Below are 24,750 nucleotides of genomic sequence, written 5' to 3' on the forward strand. Positions count from 1 at the left end.
CAGTCAGGTTGTCCGCACTGCCGGCGGATTATTTCTTGTCCGTATCGGGACCGCCCTTTTTCAGCATGTTTTGAATTTCCTGCATGAAGCTGTTCACATCGGCAAACTGCCGGTAAACAGAGGCAAACCGTACGTAGGCAATCTGGTCAATCTTTTCCAGATACTTCATGACAGTTTCGCCAATCTGGGTGGACTTGATTTCGTTTTCTCCGCTGGCCCGCAGTTCCCCTTCGATTTGGGAAGCCAGGGACTGGATCTGCTCATAGGAGAAGGGTCTCTTTTCAAAGGCCCGCAATAATCCGGCCAGAAGTTTCTTGTTGTCGAACATTTCCCGGCGGCCGTCCTTTTTGATGACCAGCAGGGGAACTTGTTCATACTTTTCGTAAGTGGTGAAACGCCGTCCACATTTGGGACATTCTCTTCTGCGTCTGATGGATGCCCCATTATCAATAGAACGGGAATCGACTACCCGGCTGTCGCCGTAAGAACAGAATGGACATTTCATAACTTACACCCCCTTCTACTGCTTATTTGTTGCGAATCCAGGGTGGAATCTCCGAAGAAGGAGAAGTGAAGGAGCTTACCTTAGCAGAAGCCGCAGATTCAGCTTTTTGGGTGAAACGGCTTTGCTGGGTTTCCGGTTTTACAAAGCTTTGGGGTCTGGCAGAGGTGGAGCCTTTGCCTTCGTCAATACCGGTGGCAATCACGGTTACCCGGATTTCGTCTTCCATGCTTTCGTCAATGTTGGCACCGAAGATGATGATGGCATCTTGGTCTACCACGTCGGTAATAATCTTGCTGGCTTCGTTCACGTCCATCAGGGACAGGTTAGGGCCGCCGGTGATGTTCAGCAGTACGCCCTTGGCGCCTTCGATAGTGCTGTCCAGCAGCGGGCTCTTTACAGCAGCTTCTGCAGCGGCAGCAGCGCCTTCGTCACCCTTGGAAGAACCAATACCCATCATAGCACTGCCAGCGTTGCTCATAACGGCTTTTACGTCGTTGAAGTCAACGTTGATCAGGCCAGGAACGGAAATCAAATCACTGATGCCCTGTACGCCCTGACGCAGTACGTCATCGGCCAGTTTGAAGGCATCTTTCATGGAAGTTCTCTTGTCTACAACCTGCAGCAAACGGTCGTTGGGGATGGTGATCAGCGCATCTACTTTTGCTTTCAGGTTGGCAATCCCTTGTTCAGCTACATTGTAACGACGACGGCCTTCGAAGGAGAAGGGTTTCGTTACAACGCCCACGGTCAGGGCACCAGCATTTTTGGCCATTTCAGCCACTACATGAGCAGCACCGGTACCGGTACCGCCGCCCATGCCAGCGGTAATGAAGACCATGTCTGCACCTTTTACAACTTCTGCCAGTACATCCTTGGATTCCTCGGCAGATTTTTCACCTACTTCAGGATTGGCACCGGCTCCCAGGCCTCTCGTTTCGTCTTCACCAATTTGAATCTTGGTGGGCGCACTGGATTTTTGCAGAGCCTGAGCGTCGCAGTTGACAGCAACAAATTCCACCCCCTGCAACCCGGCTTCGATCATACGATCAACGGCGTTATTGCCGCCCCCGCCTACACCGATAACCTTTATTTTTTCCAGGGGCTGATCCAGCTTATCCTTATCTGCCTCAAACATCATACCATGGTCCTCCTAATCTATTTTCTTTCTAAGATTGAGTAGTTCTAAAATAACACTATACTGTATAGTATATCATCTGACAGGTAATATTTCACGCACTTTTCATGCAAAACGCCAACTTTTTCCGTTACTTTTTCATGAAGAGCCGGCGAATGATCGCAATATTGTTGAAAATCCTCAGGCCAAAGGCAATAAGCGCCACATAATACAGGTCTATGCCCAATCTCATGCCAAAGTAGCAGAGAAAAACCGCAAAAAGTCCGTTGGCGAAAAAGCCGCTGATGAAGATGCTGTTGTTGTAATGGCCTTCCTTGGCGGAACGAAAACCGCCGAAGGCTGCGTCCAGGCAGGCCATAAAGGCCACCGCCACCAGTTTGGCGTAGGCTTGGGGAAAGACCGGCAGGTACACGCCGATGGCGATGCCCAGAGCCAGGCCAGCCACTGCATAAATCATGACTTGCCTCCTTCCACCGCTTTGGCATATTCAAAATGCCGGGTGCCCTTAAAGGCCGGAATGATGATTTCCTTCTTCTGGGCTACGTCCACCTGGATGCCCCAGAATTTCAGGGTTTCCACCACGCCGCCCCGCATCCGGAGCGCTCCTTCCAGGGTCTTGGGGTCCCCAATGGCTCGGATGACGTAGGGCGGGGTAAAGCGGGTGTTGTTCACCGATACCGTAGGACCGGCACAGCGCACCTCGGAAACGTCCAGGAGCCGCTCGTCGTTGATGGACAGTGCTTCTGCCCCAGCGGCCCTGAGCTCGTTCAAGAGCCGCAGCAGGTCGTCGTCATGGATAATGTACAGGTTGGGGTTTTCCCCGTTTTTGGGGGTCACCTTACTGTCGTCCAGGGTTACCAGGACCCCGGGGCCCTGCACCTGGGTTTCCCCAGCCTTGAGCTTCAGGCTTTGCAGGACTTTCGCGTCGGTTCCCGAGCCCTGGGCTTCCAGTTTTTCCAGCCGTTCCGTCAGCACCTTGTTTTCTTTTTCCGTATTTTGCAGCTTTTCGGCCAAATCCTCAGCCCGCTGCTGGTTCAGGGTGTTGTGCCTGGCATTTTCTGCACTGCGGAATTGGGTGGAAATCATGGTGCCCAGAATCAGGCAGACCAAAAATAAGAAGAACTTTTCCCGTTTTCCATTTAGTAACATAAGTCCCCCATTCTTTATTGCAGTTTCACGTAGGGTTTGTCGTAGGTCAGATCAATATATTTTGCTTTGATTTTTTTGGACTCCAGTTCCTGGCAGATGGCAATGAACGTATCCATTTTTTCTTCCCCGTTCTGGTAGGTTCCGATAATAATGGGAACACCGCCTTCTAGGAAAATCTTGATGCTTTTCTGGTCGTCCATGGCAATTTCCGTAATCCGTTTCTTCAGGTCGGGCTTCAGCTTGCTGAGAAAATCCAGAAGCCCCAGCACGTCCTGGTTCTTGATTACGTCGCCCTTTTGCACCTGGCCCACATAGCACCCGGATACATAGGGCGCACTGTCGTCAGGAATGCCGGGCTGCAAATCGATGACGTGGCCGGTACGGTCTAGCTTGGCGTATTCTCCTCCTTCGCAGGCTACGTACAGGGCCGGCTGCCGCTCCTTGATTACTACCCGGAGCACGTTGGGCCAGCCGTAGGACACGGAGGAGGATTCCACCCGGTAATCGTTTTGCAGCGCTTTGGCCAGGCTTTTTTTGTCCACGTTAAAGATGTTCAGGGGCGTGGGCACATTCCCCCACTGGTTGATTTCTTCCCGGGTCACCCGGCTGTTGCCCTGGACGTCCAGCCGTCCAAAGGCCAGCCAGGGCTGGTGCAGCAGCACGTAGGAGGCCACTAGCAGCAGAATGGAGCCCAGCATGAGAAAGAGCTTCACCTTGTTCAGCCGGCGTCTTTTCCGGATTCTCTGCCGGGTGGTCAAATGCTCCAGGTTTTCCTCCGGAGGAGTACTGCGCTTATTGCGGCGCCGTTCATGGTAGGTGGTCCGGCTACGAGGCGCGTTTGCCTCCTCCGCCTTCTTTTCCCGCTCCCGCTGCTCTACTTCCTGCCAGCGTTCCCGGGCTTCCCGTGCCTCCCGGGCTTCCCGCAGCTGCCGCTGGAAAGCCCGTTCTTCCTGGACGGGAGCCTGCTCTCGTTGTTTCTCCCGGGCTTCCTCCTGACCGCTTTTTCTGGTGTGAAGCCGGGGGCGAAAAACCTTTGGCTTGTTCATTTTAATGAGCCGTCAGCAGAATTTTTTCACACAGGTCGGGGAAGGAAATCCCCATGGCAGCCGCAGCCTTGGGAATCAGGCTGGTAGCGGTCATCCCCGGAATGGAGTTGACTTCCAGGGCAATGCAGCTGCCATCGTCAGCCAGCATCAGGTCCACCCGGGCAACCCCGTGGCAACCCAGGGCGTTATAGGCAGCCACTGCCACCTGCTGGAGCTTCTGCGTGGTTTCTTCGGAAAAAGGTGCCGGGCAGGTATAGGTGGTTGCGCCCTTGGTGTACTTGGAATGGAAATCGTAGGAGCCGGAGTGGGGCTCAATGAGCACCAGGGGCATGGGAATGGCCTTGCCATCCTCGCCCATCATGACGCCGGCAGCCACTTCCTTGCCTTTAAAGAAGGCTTCGGCCAGTACCCGGTCACCGTAGGAGAAGGCTTCTTCCAGGGCGCTGTCCAGTTCAGCCTCGCTTTTAACGATAACTACACCAATGCTGGAGCCCTGGGCCACCGGCTTTACCACTACCGGCAGGCCCAGTTCCTTGAGAATCTGTTCCTTGGGGCTGACGGCATCGTGCTTGTTCAGGTACAGGCAGCGGGCCGTGGGCACATGGTTGTTTTCAAACAGGTGCTTGGTATAAGCCTTGTCCATGGCCAGGGCGCTGGCCAGCACCCCGGAACCGGTATAGGGAATGCCCAGCATTTCCAGGACGCCCTGGAGCCGGCCGTCTTCCCCGTACAGTCCATGAACGGCGTTAAAGACCACCTTGGCGCCGCTTTCCTTCAGCTGCTCTACAAAATGAGCCGGATCCAGGTCGATGGCTACGGCGTTGTAGCCCTTTTCCTGCAAAGCGGCCAAAATGGCGTTGCCAGTCAAAAAGGAAATTTCTCTTTCTTTGGACGGACCGCCCATAACCACTGCGACTTTGTCTTCTTTACGCATTTGCTTCACTCCGTTCTAATGCTTGCACTAACTGCTCCCCCAGCCGGTAGATGTCCCCGGCGCCCATGGTAATCACCAGGTCGCCTGGCCGAACTTCCCGTTCCAGGGTTTCTTCGATTTTATCCTGCCCAGAAATATAACGGACCTTTTGTCCGGTGGTTTCGGCAATCTTGTGGGCCAGCATTTCCCCGCTGACGCCGGGAATGGGGTCTTCGCTGGCAGCGTAGATGTCGGTGATGATCAGCTCATCACAGTCCTTGAAGGCCACCGCAAACTGGTCCAGGAGAAGCTGGGTCCGGGTATAGCGGTGGGGCTGGAACACGCAGACCAGTCGTTCCGGCTGGGTCTGCCGGGCAGCCTTTAAGGTCACGGCAATTTCCGTGGGATGGTGGGCGTAGTCGTCCACTACCCAAACGCCGCCAACCTTGCCCTTGGTTTCAAAACGGCGCTTGGCACCGCTGAAATGGGCCAGGGAGGCCAGAATGCTTTCCAGGGGGATACCCAGTTCCCGGGCGGCGGCAATGGCCCCCAGGGAGTTTAATACGTTATGACGGCCGGGGACAATGAGCTGCCCCTTGCCGATGACTTCGTTCTTATACAGGATATCATAGGTGGTGCCGTTTTTGCCGTATTCGATATTTTCTGCCCGGTAATCGGCGTCCTTGCTGTCGATGCCGTAGGAGATTACGGTCTTGCCGGTCTTTTCTCCCAGGGCCCGGACCTTGGCGTTATCGTAGCACAAGATGGCCTTGCCGTCTTCCTTAATCTGCTCCACAAATTTGGCAAAGGCTGCCTGGATGTTTTCTTCGCTGCCGTAATGGTCCAGGTGGTCATTTTCGATATTGGTAATCACCGCCAGGTAGGGATGGAATTTCAGGAAGGAGCCGTCGCTTTCGTCGGCTTCTGCCACCACATAATCGCTTTTGCCGTTGACGGCATTGCTGCCCAGGTTGTTAACGATGCCCCCTACCACGATGGTGGGATCCAGGCCCCCTTCACAGGTAATGCAGGAGAGCATGGAGCTGGTGGTGGTCTTGCCATGGGCGCCGGCTACGGCCACGCCCTTGTGTTTGTTCATGAGATAGGCCAGCACATCACTTCTGTGGATTACCGGTACCTGTCTTTTTTTGGCTTCCACCAGTTCAGGGTTGTCCGGATGGATGGCGGTAGAAACCACCACCACTTCCGCCCGTTCAATCTGGCAGGCAGAATGGCCGATGAAAACCAGGGCCCCTTCTTTGGCCAGGTTGGTGGCCATGTAGCCCGGTTTGGCATCTGAGCCGGAAACCTGGTAGCCCCGTTTGATCATAACATACGACAGGGCACTCATACCGGCGCCGCCGATACCGATAAAATGTATATTTTTGATTTTATCCAAATCCAGCACTATGCGTTCCTCCTATCACGTTCTGCCAAAGCCAGCGCCTCCTGGGCAATGGTTTCAGCTGCCTGAGGCATACCTGCTTTGCAGGCGCTGCGATGCATCATGGCTAAGACTTCTTCATCTTTCAGCAGACTTTCTACTTCCCGCAGCAAAATTTCTCCGCTAAGGTCCTTGTCCAGGACCACCTTGGCTGCCCCCAGGGCTGCCAGGGCACGGGCGTTAAATTCCTGATGGTTGGCCGTGGCGTAGGGATAGGGAATCAAGATGGACGGGATTCCCTTGACCATCAGTTCCGCCAGGCCAATGGCCCCGGCCCGGGAAACGGCTACGTCCGCAGCCGCCAGGGCCAGGGGCATATCGTGCAGGTAGGGCACAATGTGCAGGTTGTCCGCCTTGAGCAGGTTTTCTCCCAGGGCTTCAATATGGCTCTGGTACCCCTGCTGGCCGGTGGCATGGAGAATCTGGATATGCCGGTCGCCGGCTAGGGCCTTTTCCACCGCAATCATGCTTTGGTTGATGGAACGGGCGCCCCGGCTGCCGCCAAACACCAGCAGGGTTTTCCGGCTGGGGTCCAGCTGAAATTTGGCAATTCCCGCAGACCGTTCGGCCACAAGGATTTCCTTGCGCACCGGGTTGCCGGTAAAGATTTTCTTGGCGTGGGACGCAAAGTACCGGGCCCCTTCCTTGTAACCCAAAAAGACTTCATCCACAAACCGGGAGAGAATCTTGTTGGTTACCCCGGGCATGGCATTCTGCTCCTGAATGGCCGTGGGTACCCGCTTCAGGGCGGCCCAAAACAAAATGGGGCCGCACACGTAGCCGCCGGTACCGATGACCAGGTCGGGGTTAATCCGGTTCAGCAGCTGGTAGGCCTCGCTGAGACCCACCACCAACTTTCCGGCGCTTTTCAGGGTACCTAGCCCCAAATGGCGCTCAAACCCGGCCACTTCAATAAATTCCAGGGGATAGCCGTACCGGGGAATGATATCTTTTTCCAGGCCCTTCCGGGTTCCCACGAAGGTGATTTCCGCAGAGGGCTCCAAATCTCGTATGGCATCAGCAATGGTCAGCGCCGGGTAGATATGACCGCCCGTGCCGCCGCCTGAAAGGATTACTTTCACAATCTAGCCTCCTACGCGTTTTCCTGCTGTTTTTCCAGTTTCCGGACCAGTTCCTTGAAATATCTCCCCCGCTGCGGATAGTTGTCAAACATATCATAGGACGAGCAGGCAGGAGAAAGGAGGACCACTTCCGGCGGCTGGGCCAGGCTGGCTGCTTTATTCACGGCATCGTCAAAACTGCCGTCAATCATATAGATGTTCTTTACGCCGTTTTTCACCGCGGCTTCGTAGAAACGCTGCCGGGCTTCGCCCAAAAGAATCAGGGCATCGGTCTGGCGGGCTGCCACCTGCATAAATTCGGTCAGGTCCGTCAGCTTATCATGGCCGCCGGCCAAAAGGATTACGTGGCCGTCCTTAAAGGCTTCCATGGCCTTCACGGCGGAGTCCGTATTGGTGGCCTTGGAATCGTTGTAGTAGGGTACGCCCTTGATGGTGGTTACGTATTCCAGCCGGTGTTCCACGCCTTGGAAGTTCTTCAGGACCTTGGCCATGTTTTCCGGGGTAACGCCGGCAAAGTAGGCGCAGCACAGGGCTCCCAGCACGTTTTGTTCGTTGTGGGAACCGAAAATCTTCATGTCGGAAACCTGGAGAATCCGCTGCTTCTTGCCGTCCAGGTTCAGGACGAACCAGCCGTCTTCAATATAGGCGCCTTCATCCAGCTGTTTTTGGGTGCTGAAGAACACCACCCGGCCCTTGGCACGGGGAGCCAGAGCCACGCAGTTGGCATCGTCAGCGTTCAAAATCAGTACGTCCTCCGGCTGTTGGTGAGCAAAAATATTGGCCTTGGCGTTAATGTAGTTTTCCATGTTGCCATGGCGTTCAAAATGGTCCGGCGTAATGTTCACAATCAGGGCAATGTTCACCCGCATGGTGGTGACGCCTTCCAGCTGGAAGCTGGACAGTTCGGCAGCCACGTAGGAATCTGCGTCCAGATTGATGACCTCTTTGGACAGAGAGCGGCCAATGTTGCCGGCCACCGCCGTCTTTACCGGCAGGGTATCCAGCATTTCCCCCACCAGCGTGGTGGTTGTGGTCTTGCCGTTGGTACCGGTAATGCCAATCCATTTGCCTTTGTACAGCCGGCTGGCTTCTTCTGCTTCCCCGATGATTTCTACGCCCAGTTCCCTGGCTTTTTTCACCGTATCGGTGGTAAAGGGAATCCCCGGGGAGATGATCATCAGCTTACTTCTTTTCAGTTCATCGGTGGGATCCACTTCGGTCATAAACAGGCCGCCCACTGCCCCAAAGGCAGTGCACCATTCCGGTTCCAGATCCACGTCCGTATCATTATATAAAACGACCTCCTCGCCCTGGTCTGCCAGGACTTCGGCCACACCTTGCCCGCTAATACCTGCTCCGTATACAAAAATTGCCCGATTGTCTGCCATTTTACATTACCCCCTCATTTATCGACAGATAAATAATAGTACTCCCAAAAGGGAGAAAACGCAACTGATCAGGAAAAATCTCTTGACCACCTGCACTTCAGGCCAGCCGCCCAGCTCAAAATGGTGATGCAGGGGGCTCATCCGGAAGATTCTCTTGCCATGGGTCAGCTTGAAATACGTGACCTGCATAATCACTGACAGGGCTTCCAGCACGTAAATGCCGCCAATCAGGACCAGGAGCAGTTCCGTATGGGTTGCAATGGCACAGGCCGCTACAGCGCCGCCCAGGGCCAAGGAACCGGTATCACCCATGAACACCCGGGCAGGATGGTGGTTGTACACCAAAAAACCCAGGCAGCAGCCGCAAACGCCCAGCGCAAACAGCATTTCCGCCGGCAGGTGGCTGAGATACCCAATGTAAGCAAAGGCCAGCATGACCGGCACCGTAACACTGGCTGCCAGGCCATCCAGACCATCGGTCAAATTCACTGCGTTGGTGGTTCCCACCAGCAGCAGGAGCAGGAAAACATAGTAACCGGCACCCAGGGAAACCGTGGTGTTGACCAGGGGAATCCACACGCTGGTGCTGTAGACGCTGACGGCTCCCGGATACAGCAGATACACGGCGGCTACCAGAATCTGGAGCAGCATTTTCTGCTTGGAGGTCAGGCCCAAATTCCGATGGAAGAAAATCTTCAGACCATCGTCAATAAAACCAATGACCGCATAGCCCAAGAACAGCCACAGGGCCAAAAAGACCCGGCCGCTCAGGGGAATCCACACCAGGGTGGAAACCAAAAGGGCTGCAATCATCATGAGACCGCCCATGGTGGGGGTCCCGCTTTTCTTCAAATGTTCCTTGGGGCCGCATTCCCGGATGCTTTGGCCAAAATGCCATTTGTGCAGCAGCGGCAGCAGCAGCCGGCCAAAAAGTACGGTAAGGACAAAGGAGGTTACCAGCATGCCAAGAGCACTCATGCGTCAGCGCCTTCTTTCCCAAAGACCAGGGGAATCACCTGGTCCACTGCCATGGAATGGGAGCCCTTGCACAGGACCACATCCCCCGGCTGAAGAATTTTTTGGAGCAGCCGGGCGGCTTCTTCCTTGTTTGCCGCATAGGTAACGATGACGCCCCGTTTGGCGGCAGCCTCACCTATATATTTAGCTTCGGTGCCGTAGACAATCAACTCTTTCACGCCGCAGTCCGCAGCCCATTCCCCTACCTGGGTATGGCCGCTTTGGGAGTGGGCTCCCAGTTCCAGCATATCGGCCAGAACGGCAACCGCCCGGCCCCGGCCCTGGTTTTTGACCAGGTCTCGTAGGGTTTCCAGGCCCGCCTTCATAGAGGCAGGGCTGGCGTTATAGGCGTCGTTGATAACCGTAATGTCCCCAAAGTGCAGGACTTCCTGGCGCATCCCCGTCATGGCAGGGTGCTCCAGAGCCCCAGCAATGGCTCCATCGGCCACCCCGTAGACTTCAGCCACGGCAATGGCCGCCAGGGCATTCATTACGTTGTGCCGGCCGGCCAGGGGCAGGTGCACCGCCTGGGTCTGGCCGGTAACCCGGCTGCGGTAGGTAAAGTCCGTGCCCAGGCCGGTAGGCGTAAGGGAGAGGGCTTTCACGTCGCAGTCTGCGTCGATGCCGTAGGTGGTTACCTTAGCGCCGGTGGGCATCACGGACACCCGGGGGTCATCTCCGTTCAGGAAGGCGTGATTGGCTGGGGTAAAGTCTTCCAGGATTTCACTTTTGGCCTTGGCAATATTTTCCAGGCTGCCCAGCAGCTCCAAATGGGTGTCCCCCACATTGGTAATCACTGCTGCGTCGGGCAGGGCCAGTTTTTTCATGGCCCGAATCTGGCCCAGGCCCCGCATTCCCATTTCCACTACGGCAAATTCCGTGTCGTCCTGGATGGTGAACAGGGTCTTGGGCAGGCCGATTTCGTTGTTGAAGTTGGCCTGGGTCTTGATGACCCGGTACTTGGCGGACAGGCAGGCGCTAATCAGGTCCTTGGTGGAGGTTTTTCCGTTGGAACCCGTAATGGCAATCACCGTTACCTTTGGCTTGCTGAGCCGGTAGGCAGAGGCCAGCTTCTGGTAGGCGTCCAGGGTGTCTTTGACCACCAGGCATTTGCCCGGGTCCACCCCTTCCGGCACATGGTCCACCACGGCGGCAGCTGCACCGGCGGCAAGGGCCTTGCTGACAAAGGCGTGGCCGTCAAACTTTTCTCCCCGGAGGGCGACAAAAAGAGTTCCCGGCGCAAGCTGTCGGGAATCGGTGGTTACATCGGTAAATACGGTGTCCGCCGGCAGACTGGTTTCCACCGGCAGGGCGCGGGTCACTAAAGCTATATCAATCATGGAGTTTCCCCTTTTGTACAAAGTCTCTTACTACTTCCCCATCATCGAAATGGATGGTGCGGTCCTTCAAAATCTGGTAATTCTCATGGCCTTTGCCGGCAATGAGCACCACGTCGCCTTTTTGGGCGTGGCCTACGGCAAATTCAATGGCGTCCTTCCGGTCGGTAATCTTGTGGATTTCCTTGCCGGGGGCAGCGCCCTGCATACCGGCTTCAATATCCCGGATAATAGCTTCCGGATCCTCGCTCCGGGGATTGTCGGTGGTAACCACAATCTGGTCGGCCAAATCCAAGGCCAATTTGCCCATAATAGGGCGCTTTTTGGCATCCCGGTCCCCACCGCAGCCAAAGACCACCCACAGCTTGCCCTGGGTAATCTGGCGGGCGGTATGGAGCACGTTTTCCAGGCCGTCCGGGGTATGGGCATAGTCCACCACCACGGTAGCGTCCTGGCCGGCGTCAATGAGCTGGAAGCGGCCAGGCACCCCGCCGAACTGGTCCAGGCCCTGAATGACTTCTTCCCGGCTGAGACCTTCGGCCAGGGCGGCGCAAACCGCCGCCATTACATTATATACGTTAAATTCCCCGGTAATATGGAGCTGCAGGTCCATTTCCCCAGCAGGGGTCTGGAGGTTCAGTTCCATATGACGGGCACCTACGTGGAAGGACAGGGGATATACAGCGTTCTCCGGGCCCTTGCCGTAGGTCAGGATTTTGGTTTTCACCCGGTTCATAATCAGCGGGGAGCTGGGGTCATCGCTATTGAAGATGGCCGTTTTGCCAGGTTTCTTCCCCAGGTGCAGCCGGGTAAACAAGAGGGCCTTGGCCTCCCGGTAGTTTTCCATGGTCTTATGGAAATCCAGGTGGTCCTGGGTAATATTGGTGAGCACCGCCGTATCGTATTCGATGCCGGCCACCCGATTAAGGGCCAGAGCGTGGGAAGACACTTCCATCACCACGTAGTCGCAGCCGGCCTGCTCCATGCGGTACAGGGTCCGCTGCAAATCCACCACATCGGGGGTGGTATTATGGCTGACTTCACTTTCCTCGCCGATCATAATGGAGATGGTGCCAATCAGGCCCACCTTATGACCGCAGCGGGTCAGCAGATTGCGCAGAATCGTCGTGGTGGTGGTCTTGCCGTTGGTGCCGGTTACCCCGATGACCCGCATTTTCTCTGCGGGATAATCGTAGAACCAGGGGGCCAGGGCCGTCATGGCGGCCGTGGTATCCTTTACCCGGATCAGCACCACGCCGGGCACAGTGGGCACGTCCTCCTCCACCAAAATGGCAGCAGCCCCTTGGGCCGCAGCCTTGCCAATGTAGGCGTGGCCATTGGTATGCACGCCTTTTAAACAGATGAACAGGCCGCCAGGACCTGCCGTACGGGAATCAATGGTCAAATCCGTGATTACCTGATTTTCTACTGTTCCTGTCACCACTGCCTGGGGCAGCTGCTGCAGCACGGCTGCCAGCTTTTTTTCCATGTTCAATTCCTCCAATTATAAGAAAAGCAGCCTTTCCGGCTGCTTCTGTGTAATGTACCGCGGCAAGGGGGAGTCCGGTACTCCGCCTGCCGTGTTATTTTTTCCCGGGCGCGTTATCAGTTCCATCCACCCGCACGTAAATATTGCTTCGGGCTGTGCTCATCCCCAGCTCTTTGCTGGCGATGCTGGTAATCCGTTCCGGACTTTTCAGCCGCTCCACATCAATTTTCAGGGTTTCGTTCTCGTCCAGGCATTCCGCCTCAACTTTTTTCAGCTGGACCAGCTCATTGCTTTTCACAATGTACTGCTGGCTCAGCACCACGTTCCCGAAGTAACATAATACACCCAACAAGAACAAAAACACAACCTGGCGACGCAAAATCTTCGTCTCCCTTTGTTTATTTTTTTCCGAAGGTTCTTCTTCGGTAGTTTCCGGCTCTTCCTGTACAGCGGAAGATCCGTAATTATAGCTGATATCTTTAGACCATAGTTCATGGCGCGAATTCTTCCGAGTATACATCGCTTCTCTCCTCAAGTCAAATCTTAATGGCGCCTCTTAGCCGGGCGCTTCTGGCCCGGGGGTTATCGGCCAGTTCTGCTTCCGAGGGGGTAAAGTCTTTCAGTTTCTTGAGTTCCGGCTTATGGCCGCAGACGCACACCGGCAGTTCCGGCGGGCAGATGCAGCCCTTGGCCATGCGCTTGAAAGCCTGCTTGATGATCCGGTCTTCCAGGGAATGGAAGGTAATAACCCCAATCCGTCCCCCGCTTTTCAGATGGGCCACGGCTGTTTCCATGGTTTTGTCCAGGATTTTCAGTTCATCGTTGACCTCAATCCGAATGGCCTGGAAGGTCCGTTTGGCAGGGTGGGGTCCATCCTGCCGGGCGCCCTTGGGAATGGCTGCCTTGATCACATGCACCAGGTCAAAGGTGGTCGCAAGCGGCTTTTCTTTCCGGGCAGCCACAATAAACTGGGCAATCCGGCGGCTCCAGCGTTCTTCCCCGTACTTGTAGATCAGCTCTGCCAGGGCTTCTTCTGAATAGGTATTGACCACCTTGGCAGCGGTCAGGGACCGTTCCTGGTCCATGCGCATATCCAAGGGCCCGTCATGCATATAGGAAAAGCCCCGCTCCGGCGTATCCAGCTGATAGGAGGATACCCCCAGGTCAAAAAAAATACCGTCCACGGCGGCAAGTCCCAGTTGGTCCAGAATGTCTCCCAGATTCCGAAAATTGTTGTGCACAATCCGGACCTGGCAGGGTGTTCCCTTGAGCTTTTCAGTGGCGGCGGCAATGGCGTCCTCGTCCTGGTCGATGCCAATCAGCAGCCCTTCCGGAGCCAGCTTTTGGGCAATCCGGCTGGAATGGCCAGCCCCGCCCAGGGTGCAGTCCACATAAATCCCCTGGGGGTCGGTAACCAGCCAGGAGACACTTTCTTCTAACAACACACTTTTATGTACAAATTCCATATTCAGTCCCCGTTTACAATGATTCAAAATCCAGTTCTTCTACCAATTGCGCTACATCATCTTCTACAGCACTGGTGTAAGCGGCGTACCGCTCAGCATCCCATATTTCGGCCTTGCTCCCCACCCCTACAATCAGGACCCGGTCCTGGATTTTGGCATAGGTACGCAGGTTGGACGGCAGGAGGATTCTCCCCTGCTTGTCCGGCTCCACTTCTGCGGCGCCGCCGAAAATAAAACGGGAAACGTCTCTTTCCTTATGTTTGGGCATCATTTTTTGGGAAAAGCTAACTTGCAGTTTTTCCCAGGCTGCCATGGGATACACATCCAAACACCCATCCACGCCTTTGGTAACTACAAACGGTGTGCCCAAGGTTTCACGAAGCTTTGCAGGCATGAACAGACGGCCTTTGGCATCAATGGTATGTTCGAACTCTCCCATCAGCATATCTGTTCACCCCCTTCGCTCCACTTTTCACCATTTTTCACCATTATAAAACCTTTTCGGCAAAAAATCAACGAATTCACGCCGAATCGTGACAATTTAACTGAAGTTTCGGTGTTCTCGCCATTTATGGCCGAAAATATGCATAAAATTATTTTTACTCACTTATTTTCTTTGTTTTAAACGTTCTATAAACAATAGCTAGTACATTACAAGGGTATTTGGGCTGTACCGTTTTCGAACTGTTATCAGTTTCAGTACAGCTCTATTCCCCCCAAAACGCAAAAAAATCCCTTTACCGAAAGAACTTCTCTCGGTAAAGGGATTTACGCAGCCAGTCTAGCCAGCTCTTAGTTTTCTCCGCCTTCCACAGCGGCAATGCAGTCGTTGATGTCTGCAATCAGGGCTTCTACATCAATGCCATGGGCGGAGGCGCCTTGGCCGATGGTTTCGAAGTTGGCAGCCATGCAGCCGATGCAGCCCAAACCATATTGCATGAAAATGTCAATAATTTCGGGGTGCAACTGCACCGTTTCTATAATGCTGGAATCTGCAGTAACTTTTTCCATGGGAATCCTCCTCAAGAATCTATTTATCTAACCCTATTATACCATAATTTGTCAATAAGGCCGCCCGTGGGAAGCGTTCCCAGGAAGGGGCCGGCTTATTTGCCGGTACGGCCCCGTTGGGTCAACGGTACGCCGGCCTTGCACAGGGGGCAGTCCTCAGGTTTGAAAGCTTCCACTTCCAATTGCAGCAGGGGTTCCGTGCGCACGCCAAAGTCCACCTTGCCGCCGCTCCGGTCTACCAACAGGCCCACGCCTACCGGCACGCCGCCTTCGCCCTTGACCACGTCCAGTACTTCCTTGACGCTGCCGCCGGTGGTTACGATATCTTCCACAATCAGCACCCGGGTGCCCGGTTCAATGTGGAAGCCCCGTTTGAAGGTCATTTTCCCGTTGACCCGTTCCGTAAAGAAGAACTGGGTGCCCAGGTTCTTGGCCACTTCATAGGCCAGGAGAATACCGCCGGTCATGGGGCCTACCACCAGTTCCACATTATCGTTGATAAAGCGGCTGGCCAGTTCCTTGCACAGGGCTTCGGTATACCGGGGCTGCCGCAGTACGTTAAATTTTTCCACGTACATGGGGCTGTGCAGGCCGCTGGTCAAAAGGAAATGGCCGTGCATGACAGCCTGGGTTTCTTCGAGCATACGCAGTACATTCTTATCGTTCATATTGCCGCCTCTTTCATTTCTTCCAAGATTTTTGCTGCCGCTGCCTTTTTATCCGCAGCCTGGGTAATGGGCCGGCCCACCACCAAATGGGTGGAACCGTTTTCCAGGGCTGCCTTAGGAGTGGCAATCCGGCTTTGGTCGTTCTTTGCGGACCAGGCCGGCCGAACGCCCGGGGTTACAATGAGAAAATCCTTGCCGCAGGCCTTGCGGATTTCCCCAGCTTCCCGGGGAGAAGCCACTACCCCATCCAGGCCGCTTTCCTTGGCCAGCTGGGCCAGGCTCAGCACCTGCTGGGCAATGGGCTGGGCATAATGGAGCTGCTCCCACTGGGCGTCATCCATGCTGGTAAGCACGGTAACGGCAATGAGTTTGGGAGCGGGTCTATGCAGGGCCGCCGCAGCAATCCGCACCGCCTTGGCACCCTCTGCCATCATTTTGGCGCCGCCCACTGCGTGGACGTTCAAGATGTCCACTCCCAGCCGGGTAAGTACCGCCAAGGAATGGGCCACCGTATTGGGAATATCCTGGAGCTTCAGGTCCAGGAACACCTTTTTGTTCTTTTCTTTGAGATAGGTAATGATTTCCGGGCCGGCTGCATAAAACAGCTCCATACCCACTTTATAAAAGCTCAGGGAATCCCCCAGTTCCTCCACAAAGGCCTTGGCCTCAGCAAAGGACGGGAAATCCAAAGCTGTAATCAAGCGATCTTTAGGGTCCATTAGGCTTCTCCTCTGCCGGGCAGGGCACGTCCCCTCAGTTCTTCCAGGGAAGAAAGCTGCTGGGCTTCCAAATAGCCCTGAATCCCCTCACTGATGTGCTGGGCCAGGCCCGGATCCGTAAAGTTGGACGTACCAACAGCTACCGCAGTGGCGCCGGCCAGGATAAATTCTATTGCATCCTGCCAGCAGGTAATGCCGCCCATGCCGATAAGAGGCACCTTAACAGCCTGGGCCACCTGGTACACCATCCGCACGGCCACCGGCCGCACCGCCGGGCCCGAGAGCCCGCCCATAATATTGCCCAAAACGGGTTTTTGGGTGGTAATGTCGATTTTCATTCCCACCAAAGTATTAATGAGAGAAATGGCATCGGTACCGGCAGCTTCCACCGCCCGGGCAATTTCCGTAATATCTGTTACATTGGGGGACAGTTTGGTGATTACCACCTTGCTGGTCCGGGCCTTGGCGGCTTTCACCACCTGGGCCGCAGCCCCGCAGTCCGTACCAAAGGCCAGACCGCCTTGGGCCACGTTGGGGCAGGACACGTTCAGTTCGATGGCATCTACCCCTTCCACGTCCAGCATGGCCGCCAGCTCCCCGTATTCTTCTGGGGTATTGCCGTCAATGTTGACGATGATGGGGCTTTTCGTCACCTGCCGCAGGTGGGGCAGGGTTTCCTTCAGGAACACTTCCACGCCGGGGTTTTCCAGGCCTACGCAGTTCAGGATACCCGAAGGGGTTTCCACAATACGCTGGCCCTTGTTCCCCGCCCGGGGTTCCAGGGTGGTGCCTTTTACGGTAATGGCCCCCACCTGGTCAAGGTCCAGGAAATCCGTAAATTCCAGGCCAAAGCCAAAGGTGCCGGAAGCCGTGGTCACCGGGGTTTTCATAGTCATGCCGGCGATTTTCACCGTCATTCTGGGATCCTCACAGGGTTTTACCATTCTGTCACCTCCCCGCTCCAAAATACCGGGCCGTCCTTGCAGACCTTTACCCGTTTGCCGATGCCGCTGCAGGTGCAGGACAGGCAGGCGCCCAAGCCGCAGCCCATGTATTTTTCCAGGGAAATCTGGCAGGGTACGCCGGCCTTGTCCACTTCGGCCACCACTGCCCGCATCATTTTGGAGGGGCCGCAGACGTACACACAGTCATACAGACCCTTGGCCAGCAGCTGGGGCAGCACAGCGTTTACCGTACCCATGACGCCGCAGGAGCCGTCATCGGTGGTTTCGTACTGGAGGCCCGTCTTGTCCTTGAACAGGTCCACCCAGAACAGTTCCGCCTTGGTCCGGCCGCCAATGAGCACGTCGGGCTTGGCGCCCTTGTACTCGGCTGCCAGAAAATGCAGGGGAGCAAGACCCATGCCGCCGCCGACTAATAGCGGCCGCTTGGCCTCCATAGCAAAGCCGTGGCCCAGGGGCCCCAAAAGATCCACGGGGCTGCCCACGGCCAGTTTGTCCATCAGTTCCGTGGTCTCCCCTACAATCCGGTACATCAATTGCAGGGTTCCCCGGTCCCGGTCCACCCCGGCCACCCCAAAGGGGCGGCGCAGCAGGGGAACGGAAAGGTGGTTCAGTTTGAGGGTTACAAATTGTCCCGGCTGTGCCGTTTTGGCAATTTCCGGTGCCTTGATTTCCATCAGGCGTATATCCTGGGACAGCTGTTTCTTGAACAGCAGGGTCCCTTCAACCTTATATGCAGTCATACCTTACTCCGTTTTCAGATCTTGCAGCGCAATGACGCTGTTGATCCGCTGGTGGGCCATAGCCGCCATAGCGTGCTGGAGAGCCCGGGCCGTATCCAGGGAAGTCAGGCAGGGAATGGCGTGTTCTACCGTGGACCGACGAATCTTGAAGCCATCCCGGGTGGCATCCTGGCCATGGGTGAAGGTGTTCACTACCATGCAGATGCGGCCTTCCTTGATATCGTCCAGCAGGTTGGGCTTGCCGGCGCTGGCTTTTTCCACATGGCTTACAGGAATCCCGTGACTCTTCAGGTATTCTGCGGTGCCCTTGGTAGCAGCCAGGTCATAGCCCAGGTCTGTAAAGCCCTTGGCAATGGGTACTACTTCTTCCTTATCCTGGTTGGCTACGGTAATGAGGATGGTTCCTTTTTCCGGTACTTCGATGCCGGCAGCAATGCAGGCCTTGTACAGGGCTTTGGGGAACTTGTCATCGATGCACATGACTTCACCGGTGGATTTCATTTCAGGTCCCAAGGTGATGTCCACATCGGTCATCTTGTTGAAGGAGAACACCGGAGCCTTCACCGCCACGTAATCCGGGAAAGGTTTCAGGCCGGCCTTCAGGCCCTGTTCCGGCAGGCTGACGCCCATGGCGCATTTGGTGGCCACGTCCACCATGGAGATGCCGGTAACCTTGCTCAGGAAGGGTACGGTACGGCTGGATCTGGGGTTCACTTCAATGACGTACAGCTGGTCGTCCCGGACGATGTACTGGATATTGATCAGGCCGTGTACAGAAAGGCCCAGGGCCAGTTTGTTGGTATGGTCAATGATGGTGTCAATGATGTGCTGGCTGAGAGTCCGGGGCGGATATACCGCGATGCTGTCCCCGGAGTGGACCCCGGCTCTTTCCACGTGTTCCATAATCCCAGGAATCAGAACGTTCTTGCCGTCGCAGATGGCGTCCACTTCCACTTCGGTGCCCATCAGGTAATGGTCCACCAGTACAGGGTGTTCATGGGAAGCCTTAACGGCGTTGTTCATATAGTAGCGCAGTTCTTCCGGGTTGTAGACGATTTCCATGGCCCGGCCGCCCAGTACGTAGGAAGGACGCACCATCACAGGATAACCGACTTTTTCGGCAGCCTTCAGGGCGCCGTCAATATCAAATACGGTGCAGCCTTTGGGACGGTCGATGTTCACGGCGGTGAGCAGCTGTTCAAACCGTTCCCGGTCTTCTGCCCGGTCAATATCGTCTACAGAGGTACCCAGAATCTTCACGCCGCATTCGTGCAGGGGGCCGGCCAGGTTAATGGCGGTCTGGCCGCCGAATTGGACGATAACCCCTTCCGGCTGCTCCCGGTCGATCACGTTCAGTACGTCTTCCAGGGTCAGCGGTTCAAAGTACAGCCGGTCAGCGGTATCAAAGTCCGTGCTGACGGTTTCTGGGTTGTTGTTGATGATGATGGTTTCGTAGCCCAGGTCCTTCAGGGCCCACACGGAGTGTACGGAGCAGTAGTCGAATTCTACGCCCTGGCCAATCCGGATAGGACCGGAACCCAGCACAACCACCTTTTTCTTGTCGGTGTCTTCCACTTCGTCCTCTACCCCATAGGTGGAATAGTAGTAGGGCGTTTCCGCATCGAACTCGGCGGCGCAGGTATCTACCATCTTGAAGGTAGGAATGATCTTCCATTCTTTCCGCAGGCTGCGGATTTCCAGGCCCTTCTTGCCGGTAAAGTGGCCAATGGCCTCATCGGCAAAGCCTCTTACCTTGGCTTCCCGGAGCAGTTCCGGGGTCAGGGGGCCGGCAGCCAGCTGCTTTTCGATTTCGGTAATATGGCGAATCTTCCGCAGGAAGAACTTGTCAATCTTGGTGATGTCGTGGGCTTGGTCCACGGTCATGCCTCTGCGGAACGCTTCAGCAATGGTGAACAGCCGCTCATCGTCCACTTTCTTTACCTTTGCAAACACTTCGGCGTCGGTAAGCTTGTGGAGTTCGGGCATATCCATATGGATCAGGCCGATTTCCAGGGACCGCACTGACTTCAGCAGGCCGGCTTCCATGTTCCGTTCAATGGCCATGACTTCGCCGGTGGCCTTCATCTGGGTGCCCAGGGTATGGTCAGCATGAACGAACTTGTCAAAGGGCCAGCGGGGAATCTTCAGGACCACATAGTCCAGGGTGGGTTCGAAGCAGGCAGAGGTCTTCTTGGTAACGGCATTTTCGATTTCGTCCAGGGTGTAGCCGGCTGCAATCTTGGAGGCCACTTTGGCAATGGGATAGCCCGTTGCCTTGGAAGCCAGGGCAGAAGAACGGCTGACCCGGGGATTTACTTCAATAACAATGTATTCTTCGGATTCCGGGTTCAGGGCATACTGCACATTGCAGCCCCCTTCTACGCCCAGTTCCCGCACGATGTCGATGGCGGCGGTACGAAGCATCTGGACTTCCCGATCCGTCAGGGTCTGGCAGGGCGCTACCACGATGCTGTCGCCGGTATGCACGCCCACCGGGTCGATATTTTCCATGTTGCAGACGGTGATGCAGTTGTCGGCGCTGTCCCGGATAACCTCGAATTCGATTTCTTTCCAGCCTGCCACGCTGCGTTCAATCAGGGCCTGGCCAATCAGGGAGTACATCAGACCCTTGGTGGTGATATCGTCCAGTTCTTCGTCGTTGTGGGCAATACCGCCGCCGGTGCCGCCCAGGGTGTAGGCCGGGCGCACAATCAGGGGGTAGCCTGCGGTCTTGGCAAATTCCTTGGCCTCAGCCACGCTTTCCACAATGGTGCTGGGAGGAATGGGCTGGTGCAGTTTTTCCATGGTTTCCTTGAACAGTTCTCTGTCCTCGGCTTTCATGATGCTGGCAATCTGGGTGCCCAGCAGCTGCACGTTGTATTTTTTCAGGATGCCTTTTTTATCCAGCTCAATGGCCAGGTTCAGGCCCATTTGGCCGCCCAGGGTGGCCAGCAGGGAATCCGGGCGTTCCTTGGCAATAACGCTTTCCAAAAATTCCACATCCAGGGGTTCTACATAAACCCGGTCGGCAATGTGTACGTCGGTCATAATGGTGGCCGGGTTGCTGTTGACCAGCACCACTTCCAGCCCTTCTTCTTTCAGGGCCCGGCAAGCCTGGGTCCCTGCATAGTCAAACTCTGCAGCCTGGCCGATAATGATAGGACCGGAACCGATTACCATGACTTTCTTGATATTTTCTTTTTTTGGCATATCAATGCCCTCCCATCATTTTGATAAACCGTTCAAACAAGTAGGCGTTGCCGCTGGGTCCAGGGCAGGCTTCCGGGTGATACTGAACGGTGAAGGTCGGATGATTCAGATACCGGAGACCTTCAATGGTGCCGTCATTCAGGGAGCGGTTGGTCACTTCCACAGGCAGGCCCTTTAAGGAATCCTCGTCCACCATGAAGCCATGGTTTTGGGAGGTAATGGTAATTTTGTGGTCCACCAGGTCCCGTACGGGCTGGTTGATGCCCCGGTGGCCAAAGAGCATTTTTTTGGTCTTGGCGCCGTTGGCCAGGGCCATGACCTGATGTCCCATGCAGATGCCGAAAATGGGTTTCTTGCCCAGCATTTTCTTCAGGTTTTCGATTTCCACCGTCAGGTCTGCCGGGTCGCCAGGACCGTTGGACAGGAAAATACCGTCGGGATTGATGGCCAGGACGTCTTCGGCAGGGGTTTCTGCCGGGAATACCGTCAAACGGCAGCCGTAATGTACCAGGGACAGCAGAATGTTTCTCTTGATACCGTAGTCCATAACGGCTACGTGGTAAGGACCGTCACCCATGGTGTACACTTCTTTGGTGGTCACCTGGGCTACCTGGTCGTGCCGGTCCGGGGTGGCGAGCAGGGCCTGGACTTCTGCGTCCGGCATATCGGCGGGCACCAGCACTCCCTGGAGGGTACCGTAGGAACGGATTCTCCGGGTAATGGCCCGGGTATCCACACCGGTAAGCACCGGAATGTCGTTTTTGTCCAGGAAATCCAGTACCGTGCCTTCATCCCGCCAGGAGCTGGGTTCGTCGCACAGTTCATCCACAATCAGGCCCTGATAGCAGCAGCCTTCGGATTGCTTAAACAGGTCATTGCAGCCATAGTTTCCGATCAGCGGATAGGTGAAGACTACAATTTGTCCATAGAAAGAAGGATCGGTGAGGGTTTCTTGATACCCGCTCATACCGGTAGTGAAAACTACTTCGCCTACAGCATTCCGATTGGCGTACAGGATGCCTTCGTAGACGCCGCCGTCCTTCAACACTAACTTACCCTTCATTTTTTGCATACTACACCGTCTTTCATAACGAATTGGCCATTTACGATGGTGGCCGCAGCTTTACCTTTACAATGTTTCCCGTTAAAGGGCGTTACTTTGCCCCGGGTATAGAATTTATTGCTGTCCACAGTCCATTCCTTGTCCAGGTCCAGCAGGGTGATATCGGCATTTTTGCCCACCTGCAAGGTGCCTGCATCCAGGTTGAACAGCTTGGCCGGGCTGGTGCTCATTTTGTCCACGATTTCGTTGATGGTGAACTCATGGGTTTGGTACAGCTCGGTAAGAATCACCCCAACAGACGTTTCCAGTCCGCAGAAGCCGTTGGGGGCGTAGCGGAATTCCACATCCTTTTCTTCCGGCGCATGGGGTGCATGGTCGGTAACGATGGCATCGATGGTGCCATCCTTCAGGGCTTCCCGCAGGGCTTCCACATGGTCCCAAGACCGCAGAGGCGGAGATACCCTGGTGGCGGTGCTGTAGGAGGAGCACATTTCGTCCGTCAAAGTCAGGTGATGGACGGCCACTTCGCAGGTAATGGGAATGCCTTTCTTTTTGGCCTGGCGTACAATGTCCACGGCGCCCTTGCTGGCGATGTGGGCAATGTGTACGTGGGTGCCGGTATATTCCGCGATGATGGCATCCCGGGCGACGGCAATGTCTTCTGCAATGGCCGGTACCCCAGGAACCCCCAGGCGGGCGGAAACAGCCCCTTCGTGCATATAGCCTTCGTGGTTCAGTTCCGTTTCAATATCATGACAGATGAGTGCTTTATCAAAGATGCCGGCGTATTTGGCAGCCAGCAGCATAATGTGGGCACTGTCCACATAGTGACCATCGTCGGAGAAGGCCATAGCGCCCCGCATGGCCATATCCCCCATTTCGGTGATTTCCTGTCCCTTTTCGCCTTTGGTGATGGCACCAATGACTTCCACATGGACATAACCTTCTTCTTCCGCGCGTTTTTTGACGCCGCTGACAATAATGGAGGAATCAATCACCGGTTTGGTATTGGGCATACAGGCTACCCGGGTAATGCCCCCGGCAGCGGCTGCCATGGTCCCGGTGACCAGGTCTTCCTTGGCTTCCAGGCCAGGTTCCCGCAAATGGGTGTGCAGGTCAATAAAGCCAGGGGCTACCACAAGGCCCGTGGCATCGTAGACTTCGTCGGCGTCCACATCAATGTGGGGAGCCGTTTCCTTGATTTTTCCGTCTTCAATCAACAGATCCAGCACTGCATCCAGATTCTGGCTGGGATCTACAAGGCGACCATTCTTAATTAGCGTTTTCAACTTGTTTACCTCCCGTCAGCGTCAAGAATAACAGTGCCATCCGTACGGCAACCCCGTTGGTTACCTGTTCCCGGATTACGGCCTGGTCAGAGTAGCCGGTTTCCCAGGAAATTTCCAGTCCCCGGTTCATGGGACCCGGGTGCATCACCAGGCAGTCGGGTTTGGCCAGTTTCATTTTTTCTTCGTTTACCCCAAAAATCCGGGCGTATTCCCGGGGTGTGGGGAACATGCCTTTTTCCTGGCGTTCCAGCTGAATCCGCAGGACGTCCACCACGTCGGCGCCCTCAATGGCGTCTTCTACCCGTTTGTGGACGGTGACCCCCAGCGCCTCAGCGTCATGGGGAATCAGGGTCATGGGACCGGCCACATGGACGTCGGCGCCCAGTTTGGTCCAGGCCGCAATGTTGCTGCGGGCTACCCGGCTGTAGAGGATATCGCCGATGATGGCCATCTTCAGGCCCTTAAACTTTTTGCCGTGTTCCAGGATGGTGAACATATCCAAAAGGCCCTGGGTGGGATGGGCATGGGCACCGTCCCCGGCGTTGATGACCACGGGACTTGCGATATCCGCTGCGTATTTGGCAGCCCCTTCAATGGGGTGCCGCATGACGATGGCATCGCAGGCCATGGCCTGTACGGTCAGGATGGTGTCCTTCAGGCATTCGCCCTTGGCCACGCTGGAACCTGCGGTAGAAATGTTGATGACATCAGCTCCCAGGTACTTGCCGGCCAGTTCAAAGGACGAACGGGTACGGGTGCTGTTTTCGTAAAACAGGTTAATGATGGACTTGCCTCGCAGGGAGGGAACCTTTTTAATGTCCCGCTTCATAATTTTTTTCATTTCTGCGGCGGTGCGCATAATGAGTTCATATTCCTCCACGGACAGGGACGCCAGATCTAGAATATCCCGCCCGGAAAGGCTGACTGCTGCTTTGGTCATGGAATAGCCTCCTCACTGATTGACTGCAAACGCTTTACACAATCCTGCTTCACAACTGTTCAACTTTCCAAAAAGGCTTTTATCAACAAAATAAAGCCTTCTCGTCCTAAGACAAGAAGGCTTCTAAATAGCTCCTGAAATAAAAGTCCCTTTCTTAGTCTCACAGGACTAGAT

General features: G+C 55.3%; 24 protein-coding genes. All 24 read right to left on the reverse strand.

What is annotated here, in order from left to right:
• Positions 1–28 precede the first annotated feature (28 nt).
• Positions 29–505, reverse strand: coding sequence for a transcriptional regulator NrdR (gene nrdR / locus LKE88_RS04510; protein WP_105327241.1), 477 nt, complete (start codon positions 503–505; stop codon positions 29–31).
• Between the two features lie 22 nt (positions 506–527).
• Complete coding sequence (gene ftsZ / locus LKE88_RS04515; protein ID WP_105327452.1) at positions 528–1,640, reverse strand: cell division protein FtsZ; 1,113 nt, start codon at positions 1,638–1,640, stop codon at positions 528–530.
• 130 nt (positions 1,641–1,770) lie between these two features.
• Positions 1,771–2,097 (reverse strand): small basic family protein, encoded by a 327-nt coding sequence (locus LKE88_RS04520; protein WP_105327240.1) that lies wholly within the window; start codon positions 2,095–2,097, stop codon positions 1,771–1,773.
• Positions 2,094–2,789: a DUF881 domain-containing protein gene (locus LKE88_RS04525; RefSeq protein WP_105327239.1), complete on the reverse strand. Its 696-nt coding sequence runs from the start codon at positions 2,787–2,789 to the stop codon at positions 2,094–2,096. The genes LKE88_RS04520 and LKE88_RS04525 overlap by 4 nt, the downstream gene beginning before the upstream one ends.
• A 14-nt stretch (positions 2,790–2,803) precedes the next feature.
• Positions 2,804–3,835 (reverse strand): cell division protein FtsQ/DivIB, encoded by a 1,032-nt coding sequence (locus LKE88_RS04530; protein ID WP_105327238.1) that lies wholly within the window; start codon positions 3,833–3,835, stop codon positions 2,804–2,806.
• A 1-nt stretch (position 3,836) separates the two neighbouring features.
• Positions 3,837–4,769, reverse strand: a complete 933-nt coding sequence (locus tag LKE88_RS04535; protein ID WP_105327237.1) for a D-alanine--D-alanine ligase family protein — start codon at positions 4,767–4,769, stop codon at positions 3,837–3,839.
• The gene (gene murC / locus LKE88_RS04540) at positions 4,762–6,156 is read right to left on the reverse strand and encodes a UDP-N-acetylmuramate--L-alanine ligase (RefSeq protein WP_105327236.1); all 1,395 of its coding nucleotides are present in this window, start codon (positions 6,154–6,156) and stop codon (positions 4,762–4,764) included. The genes LKE88_RS04535 and murC overlap by 8 nt, the downstream gene beginning before the upstream one ends.
• A complete protein-coding gene (gene murG, locus LKE88_RS04545) occupies positions 6,156–7,274 on the reverse strand; it encodes an undecaprenyldiphospho-muramoylpentapeptide beta-N-acetylglucosaminyltransferase (RefSeq protein ID WP_118286860.1) in 1,119 nt (372 codons plus the stop codon). The genes murC and murG overlap by 1 nt, the downstream gene beginning before the upstream one ends.
• An 11-nt stretch (positions 7,275–7,285) precedes the next feature.
• Positions 7,286–8,662, reverse strand: a complete 1,377-nt coding sequence (gene murD, locus LKE88_RS04550; protein ID WP_231085868.1) for a UDP-N-acetylmuramoyl-L-alanine--D-glutamate ligase — start codon at positions 8,660–8,662, stop codon at positions 7,286–7,288.
• Between the two features lie 18 nt (positions 8,663–8,680).
• Positions 8,681–9,640 (reverse strand): phospho-N-acetylmuramoyl-pentapeptide-transferase, encoded by a 960-nt coding sequence (gene mraY, locus LKE88_RS04555; RefSeq protein WP_105327233.1) that lies wholly within the window; start codon positions 9,638–9,640, stop codon positions 8,681–8,683.
• Positions 9,637–11,019, reverse strand: coding sequence for a UDP-N-acetylmuramoyl-tripeptide--D-alanyl-D-alanine ligase (locus LKE88_RS04560; RefSeq protein ID WP_105327232.1), 1,383 nt, complete (start codon positions 11,017–11,019; stop codon positions 9,637–9,639). Before LKE88_RS04560 ends, mraY begins: the two co-directional genes overlap by 4 nt.
• Positions 11,012–12,505 (reverse strand): UDP-N-acetylmuramoyl-L-alanyl-D-glutamate--2,6-diaminopimelate ligase, encoded by a 1,494-nt coding sequence (locus tag LKE88_RS04565; RefSeq protein ID WP_105327231.1) that lies wholly within the window; start codon positions 12,503–12,505, stop codon positions 11,012–11,014. Before LKE88_RS04565 ends, LKE88_RS04560 begins: the two co-directional genes overlap by 8 nt.
• 94 nt (positions 12,506–12,599) lie before the next feature.
• On the reverse strand, positions 12,600–12,884 hold the full coding sequence (locus tag LKE88_RS04570; protein WP_231085874.1) for a septum formation initiator family protein: 285 nt from the start codon (positions 12,882–12,884) through the stop codon (positions 12,600–12,602).
• A 157-nt stretch (positions 12,885–13,041) separates the two neighbouring features.
• Complete coding sequence (rsmH, locus tag LKE88_RS04575) at positions 13,042–13,971, reverse strand: 16S rRNA (cytosine(1402)-N(4))-methyltransferase RsmH (protein WP_276802860.1); 930 nt, start codon at positions 13,969–13,971, stop codon at positions 13,042–13,044.
• A 13-nt stretch (positions 13,972–13,984) separates the two neighbouring features.
• Positions 13,985–14,416, reverse strand: coding sequence for a division/cell wall cluster transcriptional repressor MraZ (gene mraZ / locus LKE88_RS04580; RefSeq protein WP_105327229.1), 432 nt, complete (start codon positions 14,414–14,416; stop codon positions 13,985–13,987).
• 347 nt (positions 14,417–14,763) lie between these two features.
• Positions 14,764–14,982, reverse strand: coding sequence for a DUF1858 domain-containing protein (locus LKE88_RS04585; RefSeq protein ID WP_105327228.1), 219 nt, complete (start codon positions 14,980–14,982; stop codon positions 14,764–14,766).
• A gap of 95 nt (positions 14,983–15,077) precedes the next feature.
• Complete coding sequence (gene pyrE / locus LKE88_RS04590; RefSeq protein ID WP_105327227.1) at positions 15,078–15,650, reverse strand: orotate phosphoribosyltransferase; 573 nt, start codon at positions 15,648–15,650, stop codon at positions 15,078–15,080.
• Positions 15,647–16,369, reverse strand: a complete 723-nt coding sequence (gene pyrF, locus LKE88_RS04595) for an orotidine-5'-phosphate decarboxylase (RefSeq protein ID WP_105327226.1) — start codon at positions 16,367–16,369, stop codon at positions 15,647–15,649. Before pyrF ends, pyrE begins: the two co-directional genes overlap by 4 nt.
• A complete protein-coding gene (locus LKE88_RS04600; RefSeq protein WP_118286857.1) occupies positions 16,369–17,313 on the reverse strand; it encodes a dihydroorotate dehydrogenase in 945 nt (314 codons plus the stop codon). Before LKE88_RS04600 ends, pyrF begins: the two co-directional genes overlap by 1 nt.
• Entirely contained in the window at positions 17,307–18,074 is a 768-nt protein-coding gene (locus LKE88_RS04605) for a dihydroorotate dehydrogenase electron transfer subunit (protein WP_105327224.1), read from the reverse strand. Before LKE88_RS04605 ends, LKE88_RS04600 begins: the two co-directional genes overlap by 7 nt.
• Before the next feature lie 3 nt (positions 18,075–18,077).
• The gene (carB, locus tag LKE88_RS04610; protein WP_276802863.1) at positions 18,078–21,284 is read right to left on the reverse strand and encodes a carbamoyl-phosphate synthase large subunit; all 3,207 of its coding nucleotides are present in this window, start codon (positions 21,282–21,284) and stop codon (positions 18,078–18,080) included.
• 1 nt (position 21,285) lies between these two features.
• Entirely contained in the window at positions 21,286–22,347 is a 1,062-nt protein-coding gene (locus tag LKE88_RS04615) for a carbamoyl phosphate synthase small subunit (protein WP_233547551.1), read from the reverse strand.
• Positions 22,344–23,636, reverse strand: a complete 1,293-nt coding sequence (locus tag LKE88_RS04620; protein ID WP_105327221.1) for a dihydroorotase — start codon at positions 23,634–23,636, stop codon at positions 22,344–22,346. Before LKE88_RS04620 ends, LKE88_RS04615 begins: the two co-directional genes overlap by 4 nt.
• Positions 23,620–24,576, reverse strand: coding sequence for an aspartate carbamoyltransferase catalytic subunit (locus LKE88_RS04625; protein ID WP_118286855.1), 957 nt, complete (start codon positions 24,574–24,576; stop codon positions 23,620–23,622). The genes LKE88_RS04620 and LKE88_RS04625 overlap by 17 nt, the downstream gene beginning before the upstream one ends.
• Positions 24,577–24,750 lie beyond the last annotated feature (174 nt).

This window comes from Acidaminococcus hominis (assembly GCF_022484025.1).
Lineage (GTDB): Bacteria > Bacillota > Negativicutes > Acidaminococcales > Acidaminococcaceae > Acidaminococcus > Acidaminococcus hominis.